We start from the raw sequence: 18491 nt of genomic DNA, 5'->3' as shown, positions 1-18491 counted from the left end.
CCCCCCGTAGCCCCCGGGTCCGCCCGCCCCCGTCGCACCGTCCGGCCCCGCCGGCCGTGCCCACCTCGCGGGCCACGGACGACGGCGACGGCAACGGGGCCGGCGACGGCGGCGGGGCCGGCGACGGCGGCGGGACCTTCGCTCAGGGGCTCCGCTCAGAGCGCGAGGTGCTTGGCCGCGAACTCCAGCTCCAGGCGGACCTGCTTGATGCGTTCCTCCACCACCAGGGAGCCGTGTCCCGCGTCGTAGCGGTACACCTCGTGGACCGCGCCCCGGGACGCGAGGCGGTCCACGTAGTTCTCGACCTGCTTGATCGGGCAGCGCGGGTCGTTCACCCCCGCCGAGATGTAGACCGGCGCCCGCACCGCGTCGACGTACGTCAGCGGTGACGAGGCCTCGAACCGCTCGGGCACCTCCTCCGGCGTCCCGCCCAGCAGCGTGCGGTCCATGGCCTTCAGGGCCTCCATCTCGTCGTGGTACGCCGTCACGTAGTCCGCGACGGGCACCGCCGCCAGGCCGACCGCCCAGGCGTCCGGCTGTGTGCCGAGGCCGAGGAGCGTGAGGTAGCCGCCCCACGAGCCGCCCGCCAGCACCAGCCGGTTGGGGTCGGCGAGGCCCGACGACACCGCCCACTCGCGCACCGCGGCGATGTCCTCCAGTTCGATGAGGCCCACGCGGTGCTTGAGGGCGTCCGTCCAGTCCCGCCCGTAGCCCGTCGAGCCGCGGTAGTTGACCCGTACCACCGCGAACCCGTGGTCCACCCAGGCTGCCGGCCCCGCCGCGAAGGCGTCGCTGTCGTGCCACGTCGGCCCGCCGTGGATCTCGAACACCGTCGGCAGGGGGCCCGACGTCCCGGCGGGCCGCTGCACGAGCGCGTGGACGCGCCCGCCGGGGCCCTCCACCCAGGCGTCCTCCACGGGCACGGACTCCGGTGCCTTGTAACCAGGGGCGTCCAGCACCGCGCGCCCGGTGGTGGAGCGCACCGTGGGCGGCTGGGCGGCGGACGACCACAGGTACTCGACGCTGCCGTCCGGCCGGGCCGTGGCGCCGGAGACCGAACCCGCCGGCGTCTCGACCCGCTCCAGAGCGTGCCCCGCCATGTCGTAGCGCCACAGCTCGCTGCGCGCCTCGTAGCTGTGCTCGACCAGCAGGCCGGAGCCGTCCGGATACCACTCGGCGCCCAGGTCGCCGGGCAGCTCGATCGCCAGATCGCTCTGCTCGCCGGTCAGCGGGTTCCACACCATCGGCTCCCAGCGGCCGCGCCGCTGGTGGCCGACGAGCAGCCGGCTGTCGCCCGCGACGGGGGAGAACCCCAGGACCTCGAGCCCCAGCTCGCGGGTGCCGCCCTCGGTGTCGTCCAGCTCCGCGACCGTCGTCCCGTCCAGGCGCACCACTCGCAGCGCGGAGTGCATGGCGTCCCCGTGCTCGGTGTGCTCGATCGCCAGCAGGTCGCCGTCGTACGACAGGTCGCCGACGCCCGCGGACTCCCGGTGCCGGTAGATCTCCACCGGCGCCTCGCCCGCGCCGCGCACGACGTGGATCGTCGTACCGTCCTCGTCGGTGGAGCGGCCCACGGCCGCGAGCCCGGACCGCCCCAGCGCGAGGCCCGCGGGGAAGGAAGGGGCCAGGCCGGGCACCGCGGGCTCGTCGGCGCCGCCGTCGGGCCGGCCCTCGAAGGGCTGGCGCATCCACACGCCGAACTCGTCGCCGTCCGTGTCCGAGAACCACCAGATCGACGCGCCGTCGGGCGCCAGCACGCCGTCCGTCGTCCCGTTCGGCCGGTCGGTCGCCTGGCGCTGCGCGCCCGTGGCGCGGTCCCACGCGTACAACTCGTACGTGCCCGTCGCGTTGGAGACGAACAACGCCTTGTCCGGCGCGTCCTCCGCCCAGTCGGGCAGGGAGACCCGAGGCGCCCGGAAGCGCTTCTCCCAGTCGGGCAGCGCGGCCGACGGGGAACTGGAGGAGTCGGTGATCTCAGTCATGGCTACATTCTGCTCCCGCCGACCGACACCGCGCCGGGCCCCGCCCCCACCCTGTGGAAAACTTCCCGCGCACCCGCGCCCGACCGCGTCGCCGGCGACGCCACCGCCGGCTCCGCACACACCCCGGGCGGTGCCGCAGCGGTCGCGACGGGGAGTGGTCACGTCCGGCGGTGGGTCGCGTTCGGGAGGGGTCGTGTCCGGGGGCGTGCGCGACGTCAGCCCAGCGACCCCGCCAGCTCGGCCACGCCGGCCACGTCCCACTGCCCGGCGACGCCCGGCCACTGCTCCAGATAGCGCGCCACGGCCTCCGCGTCGCCGGCGCCGGACTCCACGAGCCCGGCCGCGATCTGCGCGAGGTACGGGCCCGCGGGCGCGTTGGGCTCGACGTCGCGCACGCCCCACGGCGCGGTGAACGTCAGCACGGGCGCCCCCTCGTACGATCCCGGGTGCACGAGGGTCTCGTACCGCCCGCCCCCCAGCCGGGCCCGCCCCGCCGCCAGCACCTCCGCGAGGTCGAGTTCCGCGCCGGGGCCGGTGCCGGGGGCACGCCCCATCTCCTGGGCCACGACGTCCGCGAACTGCTCGACCGTGATCAGATGCGCGCGGACCCACACGCTGCCCGGCGTACCCGGAAGCACGGTGTCGGGGTCGTAGAACGCCCGCCCGCCGGTCCACACGTCGGACTCGGTCGCGAAGTACAGCGCCCCGGGCAGCCGCGTCAGTACGGAGGCCGCCGGCGGACGAGGATCGCGGCACCCCGGATACGTGTGCGCCGCACCGTGCGGACGCCCCCCGGCCAGGTAGCAACCGAAGCGCGCCCCGCGCATGTTGGAGCCGTAGGAGGCGTACCAGACGCGGGGCACGGAGGAGTCGGAGGCCACCCGCCCATCGTACGACCGGCCGCGTCACCTCCCGCCGCATGTGGAACGCCCCGGCCGCAGCGCTCTGTGACGTACGCGTGACGTGATGTCGTTGCGGCGCCTTTCGGGCCGTTGCGATGATGGGGGCATGTCCAACGACGGGGGCGAGGGTGCCAGGCTGCGGCTGGCCGACGTGGCGGGCAGCGATCAAGCCGGTCCTGCTGCCGGGCACCAGGGACGCACAGGGCCTCCGCTCGAGGCCGAGGCCGAGACCCCAGGGTCCCCGGGCGCGGCCGACCGGGATGCTCCGGGTCCGGCGAGCGGGTCCGAGCCGGACGGTGGCCCGGCTGCCGCGGTGAGACGCCGGCGGTTCGCCGAGTTGCTGGGCGAGTTCCGCCGTTCTGCCGTGCTGGTGCCCCTGGGCGAGGACGCGGGCGACGAGGGCCGGGGCGGGTTCCTCACGGCTGATTTCAACGGGATCCGCTTCATCCTGGCGTTCTCGGACGAGCACGCGTTGGCGCGCTACGCGGTGGCGCGGGGTGAGCCGGCGCGGGAGTGGGCCTACCAGTCGGTCCTCGGTGCGAAGTTGCTGGATGTGGCGGTGCCCGCGGCGGGGGTGCCGTGCGGTGTGGCGCTGGACTGTGCGGACGGCGAGAACGGCATGGTCTTCCCGCCGGTGCGCGGGATCGTGCCGGATGCGGCAGCGGTGGATGTCGGGGAAGACGGCGAGGACTCGGGGGGCGGCGCGTGAGCGGGGACGGCGGCAAGGACCTTGAGACCGACGGGCTCGGTCTGATAGCACAAGGGCTGAACGACGCCCTCTCCGAACTCGGGGAGCTGGGCATGGCCGGGGCGGCTGGCGCGGGTCGGGGGTTCAGCGGCATCGCCCTGTCCGGCCTCCAGTTGGGACATGAGGGCCTCACGGGTGAGTTGCAGACGTTCTGCGACCGCTGGGAGTGGGGTGTGCGGGCGTTGATCGGCGAAGGCAACGACCTCGCCGTGAAGACGGGTATCTCCGCGGGCACCCACTACCAGACCGAGCAGTATCTGGAGGGCAGCTTCAAGGTCGTCACCAATGCCGCCGTCGGCAATCCGTACGCGTCGGAGGACGACGTGGAGAAGATGGGGTGGAAGGACATCGCCACCTCGGGCATGAACGTGGACTTCAGCAAGGAGTCCTTCGACAAGGCCGCGGCCAACAGCGAGCAGGGCTGGAAGGACGCCGGACGGGACGTCATGACGTCCCACACCCTGGGGCCGATGGGCCTGAACCCCGAGAATCTGCACAGCCTCGCGGGCGTGTCCGACGAGCAGTACGACGACTACCTCGACCAGACCTTCGGGCCCTCGCCCGAGGCGCGGGCCGAGGCGGCTCAGCAGGACGGCGGCGGCCGGCAGGACGGGACGAACTGATGGGCCTGTTCGGGGACATCGGTGACGGGATCAACAAGGGCCTCGGCTACGGCGAGCATCTCGTCGACGAGGGCAAGAAGAAGGTCGGCGAGGGTGTCGACTGGGCCACCAACAAGGTCGGCGACGGCCTGGACCACGTCGGCCTGCACGACTGGGCCGACACGGTTGAGGACTGGGGCGACGGTGTCGCCTCCGACCTGGGGGCCACCCCCGGCGAGCAGCAGCTCGGGCAGACCGAGGAGGCGAACGAGCTCGTCCACGGCGACCCGGGCAAGATCGGCGAGAGCGCCAAGCACCTGACCGATTTCCACACGGCCTTCGACAAGGTCTCCTCCGGGCTGAAGAAGATCGACTCCTCGGGGTGGAAGGGGGAGGGCGGCGACGCGTTCCGTGAGAAGTTCGGTGTCCACCCGGCCAAGTGGGCCGAGGCGTCCGCCGCGTGCGAGGCGGCGGCGGGTGCGCTGGGCGCGTACGCCCACACCGTCACCTGGGCCCAGGGGCAGGCCAAGGAGGCCGTCGCCCTCTACAAGAAGGGCGTCCAGGCGTCCAAGGACGCGAGCGACGCCTACAACAAGAAGGTCGAGGCCTACAACGCGAAGATCGACGCGAACCAGGACCCGGGCCCGAAACCTGATCCGTTCGTCGACCCGGGCAAAGCCGACGTCAAAGCGGCCCGCGAGAAGCTGGCGGAGGCCCGCAAACAGCGCAACACCGCCGCCTCCGAGGCGCAGGGCAAGATCAAGGCCGCCCTCGCCCACGCACCCGCCGAGCCGCCGCCGCTGTCCCGCCTGCGGAACGACTTCACCGACGGCTTCCAGGCCGCGAACATCGAACTCGCCCACTTCGACGGCGGCATCCTCAAGGGCACGGCGGGCCTCGTCACGTTCGCCCGCGGCCTCAACCCGATGGACCCGTACAACCTCACCCACCCGGCGGCCTACGCGCAGAACGTCAGCATGACGCTGTCGGGCCTGGTGTCGACCGCCGCGCACCCCGAACGCATGGTCGAGGCCGCGGTCGACGGCTTCACGAAGGACCCCTCCGAGTTCCTCGGCCGCCTCGTGCCCCAGCTCATCGGCACCGACGGAGCGGGGCTGGCAGCGGGCGGACTCCGACTCGGTCTGAAGACCGCCGTCAAGGAGGGCCTGGAGGACGGCGCGGAGAGCGCGGCACGCACCGCCGTCAAGGACGGGGCCGAAGACGTCGCGCGGCGGGAGGGTGAGAAGGTCTGCGCGAAGGACCCCGTGGACGTCGCGACCGGCCGCATGGTGCTCCCCGCCACCGACGTCTCACTGCCGGGCGTGCTGCCGCTCGTCCTGAGCCGGCAGTTCGAGTCGTCGTACCGGCTGGGCGGGTGGTTCGGACCGACGTGGTCCTCCACCCTCGATCAGCGCCTGGAGATCGATGCCGAGGGCGTCCTCCTGCTCGGGGAGGACGGCCTGGTCCTGGCCTATCCGCACCCCGCCCCCGGCGTCCCCACCCTGCCATCTCACGGCCCGCGCCGGCCGCTCGACCGGGTCGACGGCGGATACACGGTCACCGACCCCGCGACGGGGGTGACATGGCACTTCGAGGACCTGAGCGACCGACTCGCCGTGCTGGCGCAACTCGACGACCGCAACGGCAACTGGATCACGTTCGGGCACGACGCCGAGGGCACCCCCGACTCCGTGACTCACAGCGCCGGCCACCGCCTCGTCATCACCACCGAGGACGGCCGCGTCACCGCCGTCCGGCTGGCCGGTGCCGGGGCGGACGGACACGACCAGGAACTGCTGCGCTACGGATACACCGGGGGCCATCTCACGGAGGTCACCGGATCCTCGGGCCTGCCGACCCGATTCGGCTACGACGAGCGCGGCCGCGTCGTCTCCTGGACCGACACGAACGACAGCCACTTCACGTACGTCTACGACGAGCAGGACCGCTGCACCCATCAGGAGGGCGCTGCCGGACACCTGCGCTCGGACTTCGCCTACGGTCCGGTCGACGCGTCGACGGGCGAGCACACCACGACGATCACCGACTCACTCGGTCACTCCACCCGCTATCTGATCAACGGCCGCTGCCAGGTGATCGCCGAAACCGATCCGCTCGGCGGGACCACCCGCTACCAGCGCGACCGGCACAACCGGCTGCTGGCACACACCGACGCCCTGGGCGCCACGACCACCTTCCGCTACGACGGGACGGGGAACCTGCTCACGCTGACCCGACCCGACGGATGCGAGACGACGGCCGAGTACAACGCGCTGGGGCTGCCGACGAAGATCCGGCACACCGACGGCACAATCGTCCGGCAGGACTTCGACGCATCCGGCAACCGCACGTCGCTGACCGGGCCCGAGGGGCAGACCACTCGCTTCGCCTACGACACGGCAGGCCACCTGGCTTCCGTCACGGACCCGCTCGGCAACACGACGACCATCACCTGCGACCGGGCCGGCCTGCCCCTGCGCGTCACGGATCCACTGGGCGCCACCACACGCTACGAACGCGACGCCTTCGGCCGCCCGACCACGATCACCGACCCGACGGGCGCCACGACACTCCTCGCCTGGACCGTCGAGGGCCGCCTCGCGCACCGCACGGCACCCGACGGCGCGAGCGAGTCCTGGACGTACGACGGCGAGGGCAACTGCACCGGCCACACCGACCCCTTGGGCGGCGTGACCACCTACGAGTACACGCACTTCGACCTGCTGACGGCACGCACCGCTCCGGACGGTGTGCGCCACACGTTCGGCCACGACACCGAACTGCGCCTGACGACGGTCACCAACCCGCAAGGGCTGGTCTGGAGTTACACCTACGACGCGGCGGGCCGCCTCACCGGGGAGACCGACTTCGACGGCAGGCACCTCGCCTATTCCCGTGACGCCGTCGGCCGTCTGACCGCGAGAGTCGACGCCCTCAGCCAGACGACGACCTTCGCCTACAACGCACTGGGCCAAGTCGTGAGCCGTAATGCGGCGGGCCGTGTCACCACGTACAGCTATGACTTCACGGACGAGCTGGCCCAGGCCACGGGTCCGGACGGCTCCACGCTGACGGTGCTGCGGGACCGTTACGGCCGAGTGAGGGAGGAGGTTGTGGACGGCCGCCGCATGACGTACTCCTACGATCGCGCAGGGCGCCGGGCGGGTCGTAGAACACCCAGTGGGGCAACGACCACCTGGTCCTACGATGCCGCCGGACGCCGGGACCGGATGCTGGCCTCGGGCAGAGCTGTCGACTTCCTGTACGACGGAGCCGGGAACGAACTGACTCGAAGCATCGACGCCACACTCACTCTGGAGCAGACCTTCGACAGCCTCGGGCGCCTGACCAACCAAAACGTGGGTGTTCAGGGGAGGCAGGTCCAGCGGCGTGCATACACCTACCGTGCGGACGGCCACTTGATCGGGATGCACGACAGCCTGTCCGGCCCGCGGAGTTTCGATCTCGACACGGCCGGCCGAGTGATGGCTGTGCGCGCCGCCGATTGGACGGAAACCTACGCTTACGACAAGGCGGGCAACCAGACTGACGGGACCTGGCCTGCGCACCATCCGCATCAGGACGCCGTAGGCATTCGTTCCTACACGGGAACGAGGATCACTCGCGCAGGCGATGTGCGCTACGAGCATGACGGTCTTGGAAGGATCGTTCTGCGCCAACGGACCCGTCTGTCGCGCAAACCGGACACGTGGCGCTACGTGTGGGACGCCGAGGACCATCTGGTCCTGGTCGTCACTCCCGACGGCACCCGCTGGCAGTACAGGTACGACCCTCTGGGACGCCGCACCGAGAAGGTCCGCCTGGGCAAGGACGGCAAGACGGTCGTGGAGAAGGTGGTGTTCACGTGGGACGGAACCACTCTGTGCGAGCAGACCACGACTTCCGCCGAACTACCGCACATGGTCACCCTCACCTGGGATCATCAGGGTCTGCACCCCCTGGGCCAGACGGAACGCATTACCGCTGTGGACATGCCCGAAGACGAGATCGATTCCCGATTCTTCGCCATCGTGACCGATCTCGTCGGTACCCCCAGCGAACTCGTCGGGGAAGACGGTCGGATTGCGTGGCGTTCCCGCGCCACCCTCTGGGGGACCGCTGCCTGGGCGGCCGACAGCACGACGTACACACCTCTTCGTTTTCCAGGGCAGTACTTCGATCCGGAAACGGGTCTCCACTACAATTACGCCCGCCACTACGACCCCACGACAGCTCGCTACGCGAGCCCGGACCCGCTCGGTTTGGACGCAGCACCAAACCCTGTGGCGTACGTTCTCAATCCGCATGCCTGGACCGATCCGCTGGGGCTGACACCCTGTCCCCCTCGTGTCAAGGACGGCGGGTGGGACGTGAGGGGGCGCAATCCGCTCAGTGTTGTCCCCGACGACGCCGAAATGCGGATCCTCAAACCGGACCCGAATGGCGGAGCTCAATTGGGTGTTGAGTACAAATGGAAAGATCCGGAGACGGGCAACACGGTTCGCCTGCGCGTGCACGACCGAGATGGGACGGCGCCCGCCGGTTCGAACGCGGCGAAAGGCGATGTCTACCGCTTGTCTATTGGAGGGCGTTATCAGGATGAGGCGGGTAACCTCTACCATCGGCAGGTTCACAACCCCAACAGCCCGCACTATAATCCCGGCGCTGCGAACAGTACACATATTCCTTGGCCGAGCCAGTTCCCGCTTCCGTACTAGTCTGCAAGTGGATGAAATTGATGAGATCTCACGAATTCCTCGCCATCCTGCGCATGCTCTTGGATGCCGATCCGAAGGTTCGGGAAGGCGTGGCAGATGAGATTACCGACCGTCTGAGTTCGTATGCACCGGCCCAGGCTTCGGCCTTGGCGACACTGCTTGCAGCGACAGCAGTCGCCGAAAAAGACGCCGCCGCTCTGGAGGCTGAATTGCATGCGATCCTTGAACTTGCGTCGACAGGACACGTTGCCGTCGAGCATATTTCATCACTTGAAGAGTTGAATCGTGATGAACTGTTGCCGGAATTGCGGGAATATGTCGAGGACTTGCTGTCTGGCTGACGGAAGGATGCTCCGGCGGGTACTCCTGCCGGGTAGGGTGGCAGCACTCCAGTGTCAACCGGACTGCCGGCTGTGAATTCCGTACCGGGAATTACCGGCCCCAGTCGGGGAGCTGCGCAGCGGAAATGCAGAGGAGTATTCTGTGGCTGCCCGTCCAAGGACGACCCTCGGCGGACCACCGGCATCCTGGTCCTCGCTCCAGCCTGCCCTCCCAGCCGGTTGCCCTGAGGCCCGAGGGGATTACGCGTCCGCCGCGATCTTCGGCACCCGCACGGCGCCGCTCCCTCTGGGGTGATCTCGGCTGTTGCGGTGTAGATGCGGCGGGCTGCGATCCAAGCGCACGCTCGCGACGGAGTGCGTGCACGCGAGAAGTTCACGAAGTGTGTGTATTCCGTCAACATGCCACGCGAATGCATTGCGCCGGTGCTGCCCGTGTACGCTGGAACTATGATGGACCATGCCTCCTCCCCCTCCGGTCCTCTCGTCACAGGTTCCGAGATCGCGCGGCTGGCCGGTGTCACCCGGGCCGCAGTCTCCAACTGGCGTCGCCGTTATGAGGACTTTCCCCCTCCCGCCGGAGGCGCGGCGAACAGCCCGCTCTACGCTCTCGCAGACGTCCAGCGGTGGTTGGACAAGCAGCGTAAGGGGCAGGAGGTTTCGCCCGAGGTCGAGTTGTGGCAGGCCATGCGCGCTGCCTACGGTGATCAGATGATCGTCGGTCTGTCGGCGGTGGCAGGCGTTCTGGTGGGCGGGCGTGACTCGGGCCCGCCGCGGGAGATCGCTGATCGGGTGCGGTCGCTCGCCCGGACTGAAACGCCCGTCGGTCTGGTGAACGGACTGACAGAGCGGTTCATGGACTCCGCCAGGCGTACCGGGTCAGATCAGGTCTCTTCCGCGCGTGTGGTGCACGCCGTCCGGCACTTTGCTCCCGAGCTGCGCCCCGGTGCCACGGTCTTTGATCCTGCCTGTGGAATCGGGGTGCTGCTCCTTTCCGGCGTCGCAGGAACAGGCATCTGCTACCGCGGACAGGATCTGGACGCGGACAGCGCTCGATTCGCAGGGCTCCGTGCACAGATCATGGAGCGGCCACATGTGCGCCTTGAAGCGGGGGATTCCCTGCGCGCAGACGCATGGCCCGACCTGAAGGCGGACCTCGTCGTGTGCGATCCGCCGGCCGGTGTGACGGAGTGGGGCCGGGAGGAGTTGTTGCTCGATTCCCGTTGGGAGCTCGGTACCCCGTCCAAGGCGGAGGGCGAGCTCGCGTGGCTTCAGCACGCCTACGCGCACACTGGGCCGGGCGGCCAGGTACTCATGGTCATGCCCGCGTCGGTCGCCTATCGCAAGGCCGGCCGGCGTATTCGTGCGGAGCTCGTGCGCCGAGGCATCGTGCGCCAGGTGGTTGCGCTGCCCCCGGGAACGGCGACGTCCCATGCGCTGCCTGTGCACATCTGGTGTCTTCGGCGCCCTGAGGGAGGCGGGGATTCGGACGCCAACCTCACTGTGCGGATGATCGACCTGACGGGAAACGGTCCTGACGGGAGTCTGGAACCACGCCCCGATCAGGTGGCCGATGTGCGGTTGATCGATCTGCTCGACGACGTGGTCGATCTGACGCCCGGCAGCCACCTCCGAGCCGGCCACCGCGACTACCCCGGCGAGTACGCGGCGCTGCGCGAGGAGTTGGAGGACGAGATCCGTCGGCTCGCGACGGTACTCCCGGAGCTCTCACGGGGTGACGGGCCGAGCTGGCTCGACGGTGCCACGGCCAGCGTTTCGGATCTGACCCGTGCGGGACTTGTCGCGTACGACGGCACCGAGCCCGTCTCGGCAAGCGAACAGCTCGACACCGACTATCTCCAGGGCTTCCTGCGCAGTTCCGCCAGCACACGCCGGGCCACGAGCGCGAGCGGCACCTACCGACCTGACGTCAAGGGTTCACGCATTCCTCGTATGAGTATCGAGCAGCAGCGCCGGTACGGCTCCGCCTTCCGAGCCGTGTCCGCGTTCGAGGAAGGGATGCGGAAGGTCGACGAGCTGAGCGGGCGGCTCGCCGAGGTGGCCCGCCACGGCCTCGCCTCGGGAGCCCTCACACCCCAGGACTGAGCGCCCGAGAAGAGCTCTGATGTCAGAGCTCCGCGGGCCGGCGCCAGTCGGCTGTGGGGTGCGCTCGGTAGGGCGATCGAGCGGTTCCCGCAGCCCGGTGCCGTCGACCCGTTCGTCAGACGGCACCCGTCAGGAACGGGCTCGGGACTCCGCTCCACGTCACATGCAGGGCTTCGCGGGCGCGTGTACAGGCCACGAAGAGGAGGCAGCGTTCCCGCAGCAGATCGGCGTCGTGCTGCAGCGGATCCGCCTCACGCGGGGTGATCTCGCGTGAGAACGGGACGCTGCCCTCCCCGACGCCGAGGACGGACACTGCCCGGAACTCCAGGCCCTTCATCGCATGCATCGTTGCGAGCCGCACTCCCTGGGTACCCTGCGTGCCCTGCCCCTTGACACGCAGCACCGGGATGCCCGCCGCCTTGAGTTTGTCCTCGGCGGCGTCCAGCGAGAGGTTGAACCGCGCGCACACGCCGATCTCGCGCGGTGCGAGGCCGTCGGCGAGCAGTTCCCGTACGCGCGCCACCACGGCTTCGGCCTCCTCTTGGCGGCTTGTGTACCCCTTCGCCTGGGGCAGTCGTCCGTGCAGCAGGGAGCGGTAGCCGACCAGCGAGTCCGTGCCCTCGCCTTCGAGGGCGTCGACCGCGACCGGTGCGAGGAGCCGTGCCGACCAGGCGAGGATTTCCTCGGTGGAGCGGTAGTTGAGCCGCAGGCGGTAGCTGCGTCCCGTCGTCGCGATCCCCAGAGAGCCGAGTGACACGCGGGAGTCGTAGATCCGCTGGTGGGGATCGCCGGTGAGGAAGAGGTCGTCGGGGCCGCGGGACACGGCGGTACGCAGTACACGCCACTGGGCGGGATGCAGGTCCTGTGCCTCGTCCACGACGACATGGCGGTACGGCGCTGGCCCGTCGGCGAGCAGGTCCGCCGCGCGCGTGCAGACCCGCAGGTGGGTGGTCTCCCCGCGGTCGCGCAGGAGCTGTTCGAACCGCTCGACCCCGCTCCAGACCTCCCTGCGCCGTGCGGGGCCGAGCCCCGTGCCACGTCCGCGCCTGCTCGCGGCCAGATACGCGTCGAGGTCGCGCAGATCCTGGCCGAGGACGACGTGGCGGTACTCCTGGGCGAAGAACTGAGCGGTGAAGGGGAGTTTCAGCTGCTTGACGGTCTTCTCCCACAGCTGACGCTGTTCGCGGTCACCGATCGGTTTCGGCACCGTGGCCGACTTGGTGCGCACAACGCCGTTCGCGTACGCGTCGACGGTCGTCACGTCGACGCGCGCCAGCAGCTTCTCGTCCTGGTCGAGGAGCAGTTCCAGCATGTCGCGCAGCCCGGCCGCGAGCGCGTTGGTGAACGTGGTGAGCAGGACCCGCCCGTCTTCGGACGTACCCAGCAGATGCTTCACACGGTGCAGGGCGGCCACCGTCTTGCCCGTCCCCGGCCCGCCGCTGACCTGAACAGGTCCACCGTACGAGGCGCGGTAGGCGATGCGTCGCTGGGAGGGGTGGAGGAAGACCCGCCAGGCCTCGAAGGGCTTCTCCAGCATCTCCTGAAGTTCCTGCGGCCCGGTGACCAGTCTGATGCGCGCGGGAGTGTTGGCGATCACGGTGGCCAGGTCCTCCACCGGCTCGGCGGGTGCGTCGACCGGTCGGCGGACGGCGACGACATCCTGGTAGACCTCTTCCGGGGTGAAGCCCTCGGCAAGGTATTGCAGGACCTCCAACTGGTCCTCGGGAAGGAGAGTCGCGAACGCCTCCAGTTGGGCCTTGTCCACGAGGGAACGGGCAGCGCGCAACACCTGGTCGTCGACACCGAGTTCCCGGAGAGTTCCGTCGGAGACGCCCGCGAGCAGGAGCCGGGGCGCTGTGCGGGCGGCATCTTCGTAGAGCGGTGTCAATTCGTCGATGGCGGCAGCGTCGCGGACCTCCAGGGCGCGGGTCGCGGTGTTCGCGCTGTACAGGCGCTTCGCCGCCCAGGTGTAGGCGTCGTCGTGCGGCAAGACGTTGACTAGGAGGAACACGTCGCTGCCGTCGTCGGGCGCGAGGACGACACCCCGCCAGAAGTCGGTGATGCGGATCGTGCGCATCCGTCCGTCCCTGGCGTTTTCCACGGATTCCAGGTGCAGTCCCTTGTCCGCGTTGAGCTGGGCCACGGTCAGGGCATGGAACTTGGCCATGGCCTTGCGCACGCCGGATCGGACGGGCTTCTCCAGCGCGTCGTAGCCGTCCCAGAAGCTCTGAGCGAAGGCGAGCCGAGGCATGGCCTTTCCTTTCTGCCTGGTCGGGGCCGACCGTGGTCCGACTCCGGTCGAGGAGAGGGCCCCGGGTGAGGGGCGCTCTCTGTGTCTTTCATGATCGTGAATGTGCGTGTGCAGCGGCCAGCCGTTCAGCGATACCCGCCAGAGACGCCAGGAGTTGACCGGACGGCTGAGCGATGTCGAGGCTGTGCTGATACAGGCGTACACCCTGTCCGGCCGTCCCGGGTGCCGTTCCGGCCGTTGCCGCCGCTCTTCCCGTTCCGAGGGCACTCGCGCCCTCCGGTCCCCGGACCTCGTAGACGCGTTCGGGCTGTTCCCCGGCCGGATACACCAGATGCGCCTCGCGCAGGCCGAGGGCCGTGGCGTAGGCGAGGGCCTGATACAGGTCCGCGTTGTGGTTCTTGCCGGGCTTTCGCACCTTGTACTTGGCGTCGACGACAGCGAGTGGAGCGCGTCCGTCACCAATACGGACGACAAGGTCGGGGCGCATGGCCACGTGCCCTCCGACGTCCAGGTGGTGACCGTCCTGGAGATGCGCGGTCAGACCGTGCTTCCGCAGCGCCTCGCGCAGGGCGACGGTGACGAAGTCCTCGAAGAGCTGATTCATGTCGAGGAGGAAACCGTCGACGGCGAGCGGTTCGTCCCCGGCCGGCCGGTGCTCGGGAGAGATGCCGCGCAGCAGCGCCTCGGCGAGGTGGAGTGCTCTCTGGTAGCGCGCGTTGAGACGTGACGGCTGCCAGCGGGGCAGCTCCTGTCCGCGTACCAGGGGCTGGGCGTCGGCGAGCCGTACGCGCTGGTGGGCGAGTCGCCGGCGGACCAGTGCCGGGACGCCGGGGAGTCGCATCAGCCGTTCGGCAGCAGCGCGCAGAATGCGGTTCTCGGCCGTGTCTGCGGTGTAGGCGTCGTAGCTGACCTCCACGGGCGGTGTGCGGCCGAAGTGGCGCCGGATCTGGTCACCCTCGCGCAGCCGCCCACGGAAGACCAGCGCCGACTCCTCCACCGTCCGGTAGCCCTGGAGAACCCCCCGCTGGAGTGCGGCGTCGATCCCTCGCTCCACCGCGTGGGCGAGGGCAGGGACGACATCGTCGTAGGAGCCCGTATCGACGCTGCCTTCCCTGCTGTCGCGCCACGCGCGCGCCGGATCAAGACTGAAGCCGAGGAGGAAGAACAGCCGGTTCACCGGGGTTTTGGGCATGATGCGTACGAGGAGGCCTCCCGCTGTGCGCACGGCACCCACGCGGCTGCCCGCGCGCAGCAGCCAGTGTCCGCTGCGTTCGGGATCGGGCGTCGCGCTCCGCAGAATGCCGGAGTCGGCCAGGCTCCGCCCGTTGGCGGCGGAGAGGGGAACGGAGACCGCGCTACCCCACTCACGCAGCACCACCTCGGGTGCGGACGAATCCGGTGCGCCGACCAGAGCCGTACGTGTCGCGGCCCGCGCACCTGCGCCCGCGCTCGTGCCCCTCACGGGCGCCGGGCTCATGCCGGCCCCTGCGGGTCGCGCAACGCGTCGAGGCCGTAGCGGTCGGCGATGTCGATGCCTTCGCCGTAGTGGTGCTCTTCGAGCAGCGGGAGGATCTTCGTCCGCCAGGTCCGTTCGAGCCCGCCCTCACGGTACACACCGGGCTTCATGAGATACGAGGGTCCGATGGCGAAGTCGGGATCGCCGATGCGTGTGTTGAGGGCGTCGAGGAGGCGGGCGGGCTCGGAGTCCCGGCCCTCGTGCTCCAGCCAGCGACCGAGCAGTCCCGAGGTCGGCTCGGTGCGCGGAGACAGCTCCACGAAGGCGAAGCGACGCCGCATCGCGGCGTCAACCAGCGCGATCGACCGGTCCGCCGTGTTCATGGTGCCGATCACGAAGAGGTTCTGCGGGAGCGCGAAGTCGTCACCGGAGTAGGTGAGCCGCACGGACTTCCTGCGGTACTCCAGGAGGAAGTACAGCTCTCCGAAGACCTTTGCCAGGTTGGCGCGGTTGATCTCGTCGATGATCAGGAAGTGCGGGATGTGCCGGCTGCCCTCGCGGGAGGCCAGGTCCGCGAGTTCCCGCAGGGGGCCCGCCGTCAGCCTGAAGGCCACCTCGTGCGTCTCGGGGTCCTCAACGGGACGGAAGCCCTCGAAGAAGTCCTCGTACGAGTAGGAAGGGTGGAACTGCACGATCTTGACCTGCTCCGGGCCGCCGCCGAAGTGCTCGGCCAGCTTCATCGCCAGATACGTCTTGCCCGTTCCCGGAGGCCCGTAGAACACCAACTGCTGCTCATCGAGCAGGAGCTCCCGTATCTCGGAGAGCCATGCCGGGTCGTGGACGAGGAGTTCGCGGGTGAGCTCCTCGCCCACGTCGGGAAGGGACAGCTCCCGGTGGACCGGCCTGGGGGCAGCCTGGCGCTCGGCCGTCGTGCCGACTGGTGACAGGGGCCCCGTGAGTACGTCCAGTGCCTCCAGGACCCCGGTCAGATCGACAACGTCCCGCTGCGCGGAGAACCGCTGCTGCACGTCCGCGGGCAGCGCTTCGTACGCGTGGCTCTCCGCTTGCCACGCGGTCGCTCTGCGCAGATTGGACAGACCGTCCGGTGAGGCCGTCTGCGTGGCGTCCCCGGCGATGACTCCGGCGTACAGACGGCCGTCCGCCATGGTCACCACCGTGTCGCCGACGCGCATCTGCGTGAGGAAGGCGTGCAGTTCGTCGACAAGGCCCTGCTTCTGGTTGTAGGAGGCGGCCCCTTCGTAGCCCTCTTCGACGAAGCGGCGCAGCGTGCTCTTCGTCGGTTCACTCTCCTCCAGGCGGTGCAGGTACGCGCCCGCCAGCGACACGAATCCGTCCTTCAGCCACAGACGCTGGACCAGGTTGTGCCCCGAGACGTTGTTGCCGCGCACCAGCCAGGCCTTGCGAGGAGGCCGCCAGGCCGACAGGTAGTCGCCGAGCTGGTGACCCTCGGCGGTGCGCCAGGACTCGGGGCCGGAGGCGTCGTAGCCGTACACCAGACCGGCGGCGGCCGAGGAGGAGTTGCACACGATGTCGCGGCTCGCCACCCAGTGGGACGGCGCCGAGGGCCGGCCCGGATCAGGGGCGGCGTCGACAAGCCCGCCGTCCGTGCGTAGTTCCGTGCGGATGCGGCGCGCGTGGTCCCCGATTCCGGGACGCGCCCGTGGGTCGACCGCCGACCCCTTCAGCAGGAGGAACGTGTGCGAGCCGTTGCCGCCCAGCTCCGCGAGCAGATGTCCGTGTGCCTCTCCCATGCCGTTGGGGAGCTTGATGCGGACGTCCGGCATGTCGGGAAGGCGGTCGAGCTGCGGCATCGGCACCTCCGGGTACGCCGAGATGTGCAAGCACGGAAGACTGTACTACCTGTTGACGTCGTCAATGGACTCTCTATGTATTTGCCGTGACCCTCTCGACGGCCCATCGGGGCTTTCTCTTGAGCGTATGCGCAGGTCGGGCCGAGTGAGCAGGTTTCATTGCGGCGTTGACGTCGTAAACAATTTGACCTGCCGGGTTGACCGTCTCCATCGCATCCGGTGGTCGCGCGCTCGGGATGGCGACGCAGCCACGCCCTGTGGCCGTCCGGGCTTCCCGGGCGGCGCCTTCTGAGGGAAGTCTCCGCAGGTCGTGGCCGCCGCGGGCGCTCCGACCCCCTCGGGGCGCGCGTTTAAGTGTTGCATTTGCTGCGAATATTTCGGATACTACGTTCAGTGAGTGCTGGTGCAGCAGCCCTCGCGCGCACCCGCACGCCACTCTGCGATCGTCCCGACCAGAGGTGCACCGTGACAAAGACAGACATCAGGCCCGTCAAACTCCCCCCGAACCAGGCTGAAGCGGCGAACCACGCTCTCACGCGAGTCCGCAGCTACCTGGACACACACCAGGACCGAGCCGAGGTCACCGTCACCGTCGAGGACGGAGAGCCGGAGCCCCTCACGCTCCCCAGAGAGGTTGTCGAACTCCTGGCCCGCATGCTCGGTCATCTGGGGGCCGGCCGAGGGGTGTCCATCGTGCCCGCCGACGCCGAACTCACCACCCAGCAGGCCGCGGACATGCTCAACGTGTCGCGTCCGTTCCTGATCGGGCTCCTCGACGCCGGTGAGATCGAGTACAGGACGGTGGGAACCCATCGGCGCATCAAGGCGTCGTCCCTCTTCGAGTACAAGCAGCAGGACGACACACGGCGTCAGGCTGCCGCCGACGAGCTGCTCCAGCTCGATCAGGAGATGGGACTGATGTAGTCGATGCCCCTCGTCGCCGTCTACGACGCGAACGTGCTCTACCCGGAACTCTGCGCCACGTGCTCTTCCGCGTGGCGCAGGCCGGTCTGGTCCGTGCCAAGTGGACCGAAGAGATCCTCGACGAGATGTTCCGCAACCTGAAGAACAACCGGCCCGACCTGGACGCGGACAAGCTCGACGTGATGCGCGCCAAGATGCGGACGTCGGTTCGTGACTGGCGCGTCGCGGGCTACGAGCCCATCGTCGCGAGCCTCGAACTACCCGATCCGGGCGACCGCCACGTCCTGGCCGCGGCCATCCGGGCGAAGGCCCAGTGCATCGTGACCGCCAACCTCCGCGACTTCCCTCGCGAGGCCCTGGAACCCTGGAACGTCGAGGCCGTGCATCCCGACGACTTCCTGGAAGCTCGCATCTCCGAGGCCCCTGAGACCGTGTACGGGATCATCGAGAAGATCTCCAACCTGTGCAGGCGTCCCCCGCTCAGCACCGCGGACGTGATCGAAACCCTGGCCAAGACTCAGATGCCGAACAGTGTGGAGGCGCTCCGCCGCCTCGACGTCCGGATCGTTCGGCAGGTCGATCGGGTCTCCGTGCCCGGTCGCCAGAATCCTCCCGGGGACCCGGGCGTCTGA

Annotated in this window: 12 protein-coding genes; 7 read left to right on the top strand and 5 right to left on the bottom strand. The window is 69.4% G+C overall.

Annotated features, from left to right (window positions below):
* Positions 1-155: 155 nt before the first annotated feature.
* Both L1885_RS01880 and L1885_RS01875 read right to left on the bottom strand, forming a co-directional pair.
* The gene (locus tag L1885_RS01880) at positions 156-1982 is read right to left on the bottom strand and encodes a S9 family peptidase (protein ID WP_235795153.1); all 1827 of its coding nucleotides are present in this window, start codon (positions 1980-1982) and stop codon (positions 156-158) included.
* 215 nt (positions 1983-2197) lie between these two features.
* Entirely contained in the window at positions 2198-2863 is a 666-nt protein-coding gene (locus tag L1885_RS01875) for a histone deacetylase (protein WP_372481838.1), read from the bottom strand.
* A 127-nt stretch (positions 2864-2990) separates the two neighbouring features.
* On the opposite strand from L1885_RS01875, the gene L1885_RS01870 reads away from it, so the two are divergent.
* From L1885_RS01870 to L1885_RS01850, 5 genes are all read left to right on the top strand, one after another.
* A complete protein-coding gene (locus tag L1885_RS01870; RefSeq protein ID WP_235795152.1) occupies positions 2991-3593 on the top strand; it encodes a hypothetical protein in 603 nt (200 codons plus the stop codon).
* Entirely contained in the window at positions 3590-4255 is a 666-nt protein-coding gene (locus tag L1885_RS01865; RefSeq protein WP_235795151.1) for a hypothetical protein, read from the top strand. Before L1885_RS01870 ends, L1885_RS01865 begins: the two co-directional genes overlap by 4 nt.
* Positions 4255-8952, top strand: coding sequence for a putative T7SS-secreted protein (locus L1885_RS01860; RefSeq protein WP_235795150.1), 4698 nt, complete (start codon positions 4255-4257; stop codon positions 8950-8952). The genes L1885_RS01865 and L1885_RS01860 overlap by 1 nt, the downstream gene beginning before the upstream one ends.
* Positions 8953-8963: 11 nt before the next feature.
* A complete protein-coding gene (locus L1885_RS01855; protein ID WP_235795149.1) occupies positions 8964-9293 on the top strand; it encodes a hypothetical protein in 330 nt (109 codons plus the stop codon).
* Positions 9294-9740: 447 nt separating this feature from the next.
* Positions 9741-11396 (top strand): N-6 DNA methylase, encoded by a 1656-nt coding sequence (locus L1885_RS01850; RefSeq protein WP_235795148.1) that lies wholly within the window; start codon positions 9741-9743, stop codon positions 11394-11396.
* Between the two features lie 115 nt (positions 11397-11511).
* On the opposite strand, the gene L1885_RS01845 is transcribed toward L1885_RS01850, so the two are convergent.
* The 3 genes from L1885_RS01845 to L1885_RS01835 all read right to left on the bottom strand — a co-directional run bounded on the left by L1885_RS01845 (position 11512) and on the right by L1885_RS01835 (position 16935).
* Positions 11512-13647, bottom strand: a complete 2136-nt coding sequence (locus tag L1885_RS01845; RefSeq protein WP_235795147.1) for a UvrD-helicase domain-containing protein — start codon at positions 13645-13647, stop codon at positions 11512-11514.
* An 88-nt stretch (positions 13648-13735) separates the two neighbouring features.
* Positions 13736-15058 carry an McrC family protein gene (locus L1885_RS01840; RefSeq protein WP_372481839.1) on the bottom strand — a complete coding sequence of 441 codons (1323 nt, stop codon included), beginning with the start codon at positions 15056-15058 and terminating at the stop codon, positions 13736-13738.
* A 62-nt stretch (positions 15059-15120) separates the two neighbouring features.
* Positions 15121-16935: a DUF4357 domain-containing protein gene (locus L1885_RS01835; RefSeq protein WP_235795155.1), complete on the bottom strand. Its 1815-nt coding sequence runs from the start codon at positions 16933-16935 to the stop codon at positions 15121-15123.
* Between the two features lie 465 nt (positions 16936-17400).
* Between L1885_RS01835 and L1885_RS29070 the strand changes: the two genes are divergently transcribed.
* Together L1885_RS29070 and L1885_RS01825 are read left to right on the top strand one after the other, a co-directional pair.
* Positions 17401-17859, top strand: a complete 459-nt coding sequence (locus L1885_RS29070) for a helix-turn-helix domain-containing protein (RefSeq protein WP_235795146.1) — start codon at positions 17401-17403, stop codon at positions 17857-17859.
* Positions 17860-17918: 59 nt separating this feature from the next.
* Entirely contained in the window at positions 17919-18491 is a 573-nt protein-coding gene (locus tag L1885_RS01825) for a PIN domain-containing protein (protein ID WP_235795145.1), read from the top strand.

Source organism: Streptomyces fuscigenes, from assembly GCF_021556455.1.
Lineage (GTDB): Bacteria > Actinomycetota > Actinomycetes > Streptomycetales > Streptomycetaceae > Streptomyces > Streptomyces fuscigenes.
The sequence above is the reverse complement of the archived record's forward strand: the minus strand, read 5'-3'. Positions and strand labels throughout refer to the sequence as shown.